The organism is Sphingopyxis flava (assembly GCF_900168005.1).
Taxonomy (GTDB): domain Bacteria; phylum Pseudomonadota; class Alphaproteobacteria; order Sphingomonadales; family Sphingomonadaceae; genus Sphingopyxis; species Sphingopyxis flava.
The window spans coordinates 42,271-50,761 of the sequence record NZ_FUYP01000024.1 but is presented as its reverse complement, the minus strand read 5'-3'; the positions used below and the strand labels follow the sequence as shown (position 1 = coordinate 50,761).

Annotated in this window: 8 protein-coding genes and 3 pseudogenes; 9 read left to right on the top strand and 2 right to left on the bottom strand. The window is 61.8% G+C overall.

Features of this window, described 5'->3' with window-relative positions:
* Window positions 1–111: 111 nt before the first annotated feature.
* A pseudogene (locus B5X69_RS22065) lies at window positions 112–405 on the top strand (zincin-like metallopeptidase domain-containing protein); the annotation flags it as partial.
* Between the two features lie 41 nt (window positions 406–446).
* Here B5X69_RS22065 and B5X69_RS16065 read toward each other — a convergent pair.
* Complete coding sequence (locus B5X69_RS16065; RefSeq protein ID WP_020819407.1) at window positions 447–1,373, bottom strand: PLP-dependent cysteine synthase family protein; 927 nt, start codon at window positions 1,371–1,373, stop codon at window positions 447–449.
* Window positions 1,374–1,537: 164 nt separating this feature from the next.
* On the opposite strand from B5X69_RS16065, the pseudogene B5X69_RS16060 reads away from it, so the two are divergent.
* The 6 genes and pseudogenes from B5X69_RS16060 to B5X69_RS16035 form a co-directional block, all read left to right on the top strand.
* Window positions 1,538–1,807: pseudogene (locus B5X69_RS16060) on the top strand (DUF6927 domain-containing protein); the annotation flags it as partial.
* A 612-nt stretch (window positions 1,808–2,419) separates the two neighbouring features.
* Window positions 2,420–4,342, top strand: a complete 1,923-nt coding sequence (locus tag B5X69_RS16055) for a reverse transcriptase domain-containing protein (protein ID WP_020819409.1) — start codon at window positions 2,420–2,422, stop codon at window positions 4,340–4,342.
* Between the two features lie 20 nt (window positions 4,343–4,362).
* Window positions 4,363–4,704 (top strand): annotated as a pseudogene (locus B5X69_RS16050) (DUF6927 domain-containing protein); the annotation flags it as partial.
* Window positions 4,705–4,736: 32 nt separating this feature from the next.
* The gene (locus B5X69_RS16045; protein WP_020819411.1) at window positions 4,737–4,943 is read left to right on the top strand and encodes a hypothetical protein; all 207 of its coding nucleotides are present in this window, start codon (window positions 4,737–4,739) and stop codon (window positions 4,941–4,943) included.
* A 118-nt stretch (window positions 4,944–5,061) separates the two neighbouring features.
* Window positions 5,062–5,541 carry a hypothetical protein gene (locus tag B5X69_RS16040; protein WP_020819412.1) on the top strand — a complete coding sequence of 160 codons (480 nt, stop codon included), beginning with the start codon at window positions 5,062–5,064 and terminating at the stop codon, window positions 5,539–5,541.
* A gap of 53 nt (window positions 5,542–5,594) precedes the next feature.
* Window positions 5,595–6,101: a thermonuclease family protein gene (locus B5X69_RS16035; protein ID WP_020819413.1), complete on the top strand. Its 507-nt coding sequence runs from the start codon at window positions 5,595–5,597 to the stop codon at window positions 6,099–6,101.
* Window positions 6,102–6,136: 35 nt separating this feature from the next.
* On the opposite strand, the gene B5X69_RS16030 is transcribed toward B5X69_RS16035, so the two are convergent.
* Window positions 6,137–6,631, bottom strand: a complete 495-nt coding sequence (locus tag B5X69_RS16030; RefSeq protein WP_020819414.1) for a hypothetical protein — start codon at window positions 6,629–6,631, stop codon at window positions 6,137–6,139.
* A 28-nt stretch (window positions 6,632–6,659) separates the two neighbouring features.
* Here B5X69_RS16030 and B5X69_RS16025 point away from each other — a divergent pair, with 28 nt between their 5' ends.
* Both B5X69_RS16025 and B5X69_RS16020 read left to right on the top strand, forming a co-directional pair.
* Complete coding sequence (locus B5X69_RS16025) at window positions 6,660–7,694, top strand: deazapurine DNA modification protein DpdA family protein (RefSeq protein ID WP_020819415.1); 1,035 nt, start codon at window positions 6,660–6,662, stop codon at window positions 7,692–7,694.
* Window positions 7,695–7,755: 61 nt separating this feature from the next.
* Window positions 7,756–8,400 (top strand): hypothetical protein, encoded by a 645-nt coding sequence (locus tag B5X69_RS16020; protein WP_020819416.1) that lies wholly within the window; start codon window positions 7,756–7,758, stop codon window positions 8,398–8,400.
* Window positions 8,401–8,491 lie beyond the last annotated feature (91 nt).

Sequence of the window (8,491 nt, the reverse complement as noted above, 5' to 3'; positions counted from 1 at the left end):
GGCTCTGATTATGCCGAGGTGCCGCATGGCGGATGGCCGAAAAACAAGTCCTAGCCAACGCCATGCGGCATAATCAGGGTTACGGCATTATGCCCTTTATGCCGATATCGGCATAAGACCCACTGGTCGGGCCATTCCAGCCGACTCGCACGGACCTTCGGCAAGCGCTTCGGCGACAAGGCCTATGCGTTCGAAGAACTGGTCGCCGAGATCGGGGCGGGGCTCTGCTGTGCTGACCTTGGTCTGCCCAACGTCCTCCATGACAGTCATGCGAGCTATGTGGCGCATTGGCTCGGTATCCTCCGCGGCGACAAGACCGCGATCATCCACGCTGCCGCCAAGGCTGAACAGGCTTTCGCGTATCTCAAAAGCTTCGGCGCGGCGAGCAAGGCGCAGCCGGCAGCCGACCGGATGCACGTCCATCGGGGCCACCCCCACGCCGAGGTTCAGTATTTCAGGCCGGTATCACAAAGCACCGTTGCCACGACGGCATCAGCCGTCAACCGCCCCGATGCCAGCAGCTTTGCCGCGGCGCAGACGTTCGCAGCGGCAGAATAGCCGACGTACAGGCCCTCGCGATGGGCCAGAGTACGCCGCCACTCTTCAGCTTCATCATCGCTGATGCCGACACTCATATCCATCAGCGACGGATCCCAGTGCGGCGGAACCGTGCCATAACCGATGCCCTGGAGTTTATGCCGGGCGTCGAGCACCGGTTCTCCGGCCAGCGGCCGCGCGTTCAGCGGTTCGACAGCGGCGCAGACCGTACCGGGATTGGCGCGCTTCAACGCCTTTGCAACGCCCACGAAGGTGCAGCCCGTGCCGACCGCTGCAACCCATCCGTCGACCGGGCCACCGAACTGCGCCAGGATCTCCGGGCCTGTCGTGGTCTCGTGCGCTGCGATCCCCTCTGCAGCGTTGAACTGATCGACGTAGAAACCGTCACGCGCCCGGGCGATCGCGCAAGCCGCCTGTGCGGCAGCATTGACATCGGAACCCGTCACCTGGCCCGGGCTTCCATCCACCTGGGCGATGAGCACCACTTCGGCGCCGAGTCCTTCGAGCATCTTCGCTCGCGCCGGACTGTTGCCTGCCGACATCGTGACGACGAGGGGATGGCCGAGCGCGGCGCATGCCACCGCCAGTCCGGCGCCCATGTTTCCGCTCGTCATTTCCACGACCGGCATTCCCGGCTTCAGCCGGCCATCCTCTCTTGCGGCAAGCAGGATCGCCTTGGCGGCACGGTCCTTCACACTTCCCCCGGGCAGCAGGAACTCGGCCTTGGCGATGATGCGACCAGGACCCGTGTAGATGCGATCCAGTGCGATCAAAGGCGTGCCGCCGATTATCTCAATGGCCGACGCGGCGAGCATGACTTCTCCGACAATGACGGGTGCGGAAGGTCACATCCGCACGACATGAAAATACTGCGACTTTGATACGCGGGCGTTCGCCTGCTGACCAGCGCTCGCGGCCCGACGATCCTCAAACCGGAAACGGCCAGCGGCCGGTTTCCTTCCTCAAGAAAGGACTCATCATGGGATGGCTCTTCATGCCCTTTACGTCGATGGGCGGCCACAAGACCGCCAAATCCTATCTCGACGCGCAGCTTACCTACGAAAACACGCTCGAGGACGGCACGAAACGCGGCCTCAGGGTGCTCGCGTCCTCCTGTCCGGGAAATCGGACCTATTACGCCGCAGCCCAGGAAATCGTGGACGGCATTGCCGGCAACGTTTTCGCGGTAGTGTGCCTGGTGCGCTGGAATCCACGCTCGCGCGATGGCCACCAGTTCGGGTACAAGGATAGTGCGCCGTTGCGGCGCTGAAATGGAGTATCAGTGATGATGAGGTAAGTTGAGAATGCCTCTGCTCGCCGGACTAACCTCGGGCCTCACAAGGTCTGAAATCCCGAAAGGGACGGGGAACAATAGCATGTTCGGAAAAGGCCAGATGCGTCTTAGTCGCAAATGGAGGCGATGACGGTCAGGGCAAGGTGCGTATGGTGAAGGCTACACTGCTTAAATCCCAGTCTGCAGCAATCTATATAGCGATACTGGCGAAAGCGACTGTCACGCCAGGTCCGGATGATGACAGCGGTCTCATGTCTTGGCCGCCTGTTTCTCAGCCCATCCGGTGCGCCTCTCGTCGAGGGGTTTAGTGGACGAACGGGACACCTAACCGCGCCGCATCTCCATTCAGCGTAACTACGGGATGCCCTAAACAGGCGGCTTCTGCCGGCCTGCATGGGTACGGAGCCGCCATATTACTCAAATGCCCGGGGTAATGCCCGGGACATCGACCTCTTCGGAGGCGGCGGTGCAACTGTATAAGGTCTCGAGCGATCGGGCCGAAAGCGGGGAAGACCGGGGGAAGGGCGGCAGCTGTGATTCTTCAACCACCGATCATGGGGTGTGCTGATGCTGCCAGAAACTGTGAAAGGCCGGTTGGAGGCCATTCCGGCGCTCGTTGCGTCGGGCAAAAGGGTGAATGGACTCTATCGTCTGATGGGGTCTCGCCTCCTTTGGGAGGAGGGGCTCCAGAAGATCGGATCCAACAAGGGTGCGATGACGCCGGGTATTGACGGCGAGACCTTCGCGGACTTCGGACCGGAAGACCTCGACCCGATTATCGCCAGCGTGACGGCAGGGACCTATGATCCCAAACCAGTGCGTCGGGTGTTTATCCCGAAAGGCAAGGGCAAACGGCGTCCGCTGGGCATTCCCACGCGCGACGACCGCCTCGTTCAGGAAGTGGCGCGGCAACTGCTCGAACGGATCTATGAACCGGTGTTCTCGAACGCCTCCCATGGATTCCGGCCGGGCCGGTCGTGTCATACGGCGCTTGAACACGTCAAAGCCGTATGGACGGGGGTGAAATGGCTCGTAGATGTGGATGTCGCGGGGTTCTTCGAGAACATCGACCACGACATCCTCCTGCGGCTGTTGCGGAAAAGGATCGATGACGAGAAATTCATCGGCTTGATCGGCAGCATGCTTAAGGCGGGTGTTATGGAAGACCGGGTTCACACCCGGACCTACAGCGGCACTCCGCAGGGCGGTATCGTCTCTCCAATCTTGGCCAACATCTACCTCCATGAACTCGATATGTTCATGGCGGAACGGATCGCGGCTTTCGAGAGGGGGAAGGTCCGTGCCACGAACCCGGAATATGGGCGACTGGCTGGGCGCATCCAGAAACAACGGAAGCGCGTCACCATGCTGCGGGCCAAAGACAATGTCGACGAGGTGAAGGTTGCGGCCTCCTTGGCCAAAATCCAAACCTTACTGCCGCAAAAGCGGTCCATCCCGTCGAGAGACGCGATGGACCCCGGTTATCGCCGACTTCGTTACTGTCGCTACGCGGACGACTTCATGATTGGGGTTATCGGTAGCAAGGAGGATGCACGAAGCGTGTTCGCCGAAGTCAGGGCATTCCTGACCGAGGCGCTGGCGCTCACGGTGTCCGAGGAGAAAAGCGGTATCCGCAAGGCGAGCGATGGAGCCGCCTTCCTTGGATATGAGGTCCGCACATATACGACACGCCAACGGGTTGTCCGGAGCCGACAAGGTTCCGTCAGCTTCCTTCGTAGGCCGCCGTCGGAAGTGATGCAGCTGCATGTCCCTTGGGAGAAGGTCCACGCGTTCGCTTCTGCAAAAGGTTATGGTGATCTGTCGGTGTTGAAGCCGCGTCATCGTAGCCTGCTGCTCAGCTGCAGCGACGTTGAGATCGTCCTAGCTTACAACGCCGAATTGCGGGGTTTTGCGAACTACTATGCTCTCGCCAAGGATGTGAGCTTCAAGCTGAACAGGCTTGAGTTTCTCCAGCGGTGGAGCTTGTTCAAGACCTTGGCCAGCAAGCACAAAACCAATGTGCGAGCGGTCTTGGCCCGCATGAGGACGGGGCAGGAATTCACCATCGGCTACGACGTCGATGGCCAGCCCCGATCGGTCAAAGTCTGGAAACTGGCTCATCTGAAACGTGATCCGGCCACCTCGTCCAGGATTGATATCCAGCCTTGGACGCAGGTGTTCACCCACTCACGTACGGACTGGGTTGATCGTCAGAATGCCAAGCAATGCGAGGCTTGCGGTCGATCCGATGTTCCGTGTCAGGTGCACCATATCCGGGGGATGGCCGATGTTTCGCACCGCGGTTTTGTCGTGAGAATGAAGGTGGCACGCGCCCGCAGGACGGTGGTCCTGTGCGAGCAATGCCACTGGGATACTCACAGAGGCCGCCTGCCCGATCTACGGCAAAGTGATGGTTCGTCACAGTGGAGAGCCGCATGCGGTGAAAGCTGCACGTGCGGTTCGGCGGGGGGATCAGGGCTGACTCCATGAGCAGCACCAATCCTACCCGACTGACCGAAAATATGGGGCCATGCGAGGCCGACTGCCCCGCGGCGATCCTCGATCTGCTGAGCCCGACCGAGCATGAATATGCGCTCGATTGGCGCGCACGTTGCCGGGCGAACCTTGCGCACCGCGCGCGCAAACTCGCGGACGGGGATCGCATCCGGCTTCCCGAGCCGGTGACCTTCACCGACGGTAATGTCGCGCAGGAGTTCGTCGTCTGCAAGCGCGGCCGGAGGCTCGTGCTTCGCGATCCGCAGAATGGCTGCTTCTACCGGATCAGTCGCCTCATGACGCGCGCCTGGGTGGTCGTACCGGTCACCAAGATCCACAAGACGCTGTTTGCATGAGCGTCAATCCTCGAGGAGAAAGGGATCAGGTCATGACGACGGCCATCGACAGGCGTTGTCTGTCTCCCAAACGCCAGTTGCTCTGCAGCCGCGAGAATGCCCTGCGCGTCGCCAGCCGGATTTTCGATCATTCGCAGGGTAAGGTAAGCATCCTGCGCACTACCGATCCGCTGCAGCCTTTCCGCATCTCTACCGACCCTGCGTCGTCGGGCCTGATCGTCCTCGAGATGGTCGCCTGAAGCCCTCTCCATTCATGTCTTCCGGAGCAAAGCCCATCCGCATGCTGACCGCCGCTGCAACGCAGCCAGGCCCATGATCCCGCCGCTCGCGACCCATGGCAAGAGGGAAGGGGGATGAATGACGGTGTTCTCCAAGCTGGAAGGATCCGCCATGGACACTAACTTTTACATTACCGCGCGGTCTTCGAAATTCCCCCTCGACTACGCACACAGCAGGGAGGACGCAGCCGCGCTGCTCGCGCGTCACCGCGATCGCCATCCCGACGCTGTTGTCGAGTCCACCAACGCCTATTTCGAACGCACGCGCGCCGAAACATTGGCGTCATTTCCTCTCAGCCGGATCACGCAGCGTTTCTACGACGCTATGCTGGGCGTTCTCCCGCCACAATATATCAAGGGCGTTGCGGGCTTCTTTCTCTCCGAAGCGGCGACCCAGAACATCCACGCCCAGTTCATCGTGCATGGCGGCTGCACCTACGGTGGTTACGCGGACCTGGCGCGCGAATCCCGCAAGATCTGGACCATTGCCGACGTCCTTGAACTCGAAAGCCGGGCCGGCGCGCGCACCTTGACGTTCGACTGGTTTCCTGGGGACTGAACTTCGTGTTCGACGCAATGGAAAAGATCAGCGCCCTTTGTCATAGACATCGAATGTATCGTTTTCTGTGTTTCCTATTCCTTGTCTCCGCATGCGACGTCCGGGGTGCTCCCGTCAATGAGCCGGGGTTTACCGCATCCGCTCGCGCGCTCGATGGCGACACGATTGCAGCCGATTTCCGTCTCCTTGGTGTCGATGCGTTCGAGCGCCGTCAGCTCTGTGAACGGGCGCGGTCGTGCTGGGAATGTGGCAAGGCGGCTCAGGATCATGCCGCGCGGATTCTGGGCGAAGCCGACGCCCAAATCCGGCTCACCAACCGCTCGAGCTATGGTCGGCCGGTGGCGACTGTGACCGTGAAAGGCCGCGATCTCGGAGAGACGCTGATCCGCGCGGGTCTCGCCATTCCCCAACCCCAATTCCTGAAAACCGATCCGGCGCGTGCGAAGCAATATACCGAAGCCTTTGCCGCCGCGCAGCGAAACAAGGCTGGCGCGTTCGCTGGCCAGTGGATCGAGCCGGCTCGGTGGCGGCGCGGCGACCGCCTCGCTTGTGAGCGGTGATCTCCAAGGCTGGAGCGGCGTACCGCGCGGTCCCGTCAGGCAGTGAGGCCGGGATCGGCCCACCAGGAACGGCCTTGCCTGAAGTTCTCGGTTGAGGCGACGACAGGGCCATCCGGTTCGTCAGCTACATAAGGCGAGACCAGCGGACGTGCCCTGATTTTCCGGCGGTGGATGCTGCCCGCGACGCGGCCGCGCGCTTCGAGCAGCTCTTCGAGCCACATCAGATCGTCGAGCATCTCGACGATGCCGCGGCCAGCGAGGCAGAAATAGATGCAGCGCTGGAAATCGTCGCCTGCCGGATTGCTCAGGATGGACGCGAGCTTGCGCTTGCCGCCCGTCTCACCCTCATGGACCCAGGACATCGCCTCGCGCAGTTCGCGCACCGAATAATAGGCATCCTCGACATGCATACCGATCGCCGCATTGGCCAGCATGCGGCGGGTGGGGCGGTTTTGATCGTCAAGCGCGGCATCGCGCAGCGTCACATCGAGATCGAACGGTTCAAAATAGCGGGCGGCCTGCTCGGTCATTAAAAATCTCCCTTGAATGGAACATAACATGAACAATTATCCGGTCAAGTCACGCTCGATCGCTGTCATGGTGGGACTGCCGCACCTTGCTGATGGGGTGCTCCTGCGGCGCGCCCGACAGCTTCAGCAGCCCGTCCTGATTTCCGCCAATGCCCTGTCGCGCTGGTCGACGAAGCGAGGTTGGCGCGAATGGGCCGGCTGGACGACGCGGCCACTCATGAATGCGCATGGTCTTCGCAGCCTCAGCCTCGACAGCGCGGGGTTCAGCGCAATGGTCACCTATGGGCGCTATCCCTGGACGGTCGATGATTATGTCGGCCTGGCCGCAGCCTATCCATTCCGCTGGTGGGCAAGCCTCGACTATTGCGTCGAGCAGGAAGTGGCCAGCGATCGCAACGAGGTGCTCGACCGCATGTCCCGTACCATCCGGGCCAACATCGAATGCCGGCTGCGCGCTGAAAATGCCGGGATCGATGCGACCTTCATGCCGGTCATTCAGGGACGTCATCCCGGTGATTATGAACGCTGTGCAGTGGCGCTCGCGCATATGATCGAGCGCGCCGGGCTTGTCGGTGTCGGCAGCATGTGCCGGCGCCCTGTCCATGGCGCGGATGGACTGATCGCCGTCGTTGATCGTCTCGACCAGGTGCTGCCAAGGCAGACCCGTCTGCATCTCTTCGGCGTCAAGGGCGCCGCCATCCCCTATCTCACCGCCTTCGCCCATCGTATCGCCTCGATCGACAGCCAGGCCTATGGGGTCAGCGCGCGCATCGCCGCGCGACGTTGTGGTCAAGCCAAGACCGACCGCTTGGTGGCGGACCATATGACGCAGTGGTTGCTCAGACAGCATGCTCGCCTTGATCGGCCTTCGCGACAGTTGCCGGTGCAACCTGAGGTGCCGCCACCTCCCGAACCGGCAGACCCCTGGGAGCGGGTGATCGCACAGGCGCGCCGCGAGATACGCGATCTCATCGAAACCGGCGATCTCGACCATGACGAGATGACGGCCCTGTGGACCGAGCAATGGGCAGCGGACATCTACGGCGCAGCATCAGCGGACTGAAGGTGAGGAGAGGGGGAACGGAGGTGTGAGCGGCCGAACCGCTCGAGACCCGGAGACTCTCATGAATTATGATCTCGCCTTCCGCTACAGTCAGGCTCTCGATCCCAGCGCGCTGATCACGATCGGCACGGCGCTGCATGCGATCCACGCCGCCATCACCGATTGCCGCAACGCCGGCATCGATCTCGAACGTGATCCGGCGGTTATTCTGCTTGCGCGCCATCTGGGGACGGTGTGCGAAACGCGTGCACCGGACGCGGATCTGCGGCGCGACTGCATCGCGCGGATCGCCGAGCTGCGGAACCGGCCGGTTCTGAAGACGCTCGCCTATCGCGGCGTTGCCCATGACGAGCCCGCCAAGCGCCTGTTTCATTCGGAGGGGCGCGCCGCCATGCGCCGCCTGGCCGACGCCCTCGCGCTCGACGAGGGCAGTTTCGATATCCGGTCCAACAAGGGTGGTCCCGCCGTGTCAGGCGAAGTGACGCTGCACGGCGAGGATGTCTGGGTGCAACTCTCGCTCGGCCTCTCCGGTCCCGATCGGGAAGTGTGCTTTCGCAAGGTGCAGGGCCGCGACGATCATCTTGGAGACCGTAATTGTTGGGCGTCAATCCGCGAACTTGTCGACCCGGGCCGCTTCGCCGCACGAATCCGGCGGGAGCTTCGCTTGTCCACATCGCAGCCCGTTGTTCCCCGTCTCGTCGCCTGAACGAAGGCGATCATGCGCATTCTTTTCGTCCGCGTCAGGATCGGCGTCCAGGAGTCGGGCTATTCCTATCGCCTCTATATACCTTTCACGG

What these genes read in the sequence shown, in the direction of transcription:
- B5X69_RS16065 (WP_020819407.1), bottom strand. Translation starts at nt 1,373, where the DNA reads ATGCTCGCCGCGTCGGCCATTGAGATAATCGGCGGCACGCCTTTGATC.
- B5X69_RS16055 (WP_020819409.1), top strand. Translation starts at nt 2,420, where the DNA reads ATGCTGCCAGAAACTGTGAAAGGCCGGTTGGAGGCCATTCCGGCGCTC.
- B5X69_RS16045 (WP_020819411.1), top strand. Translation starts at nt 4,737, where the DNA reads ATGACGACGGCCATCGACAGGCGTTGTCTGTCTCCCAAACGCCAGTTG.
- B5X69_RS16040 (WP_020819412.1), top strand. Translation starts at nt 5,062, where the DNA reads ATGACGGTGTTCTCCAAGCTGGAAGGATCCGCCATGGACACTAACTTT.
- B5X69_RS16035 (WP_020819413.1), top strand. Translation starts at nt 5,595, where the DNA reads ATGTATCGTTTTCTGTGTTTCCTATTCCTTGTCTCCGCATGCGACGTC.
- B5X69_RS16030 (WP_020819414.1), bottom strand. Translation starts at nt 6,631, where the DNA reads ATGACCGAGCAGGCCGCCCGCTATTTTGAACCGTTCGATCTCGATGTG.
- B5X69_RS16025 (WP_020819415.1), top strand. Translation starts at nt 6,660, where the DNA reads ATGAACAATTATCCGGTCAAGTCACGCTCGATCGCTGTCATGGTGGGA.
- B5X69_RS16020 (WP_020819416.1), top strand. Translation starts at nt 7,756, where the DNA reads ATGAATTATGATCTCGCCTTCCGCTACAGTCAGGCTCTCGATCCCAGC.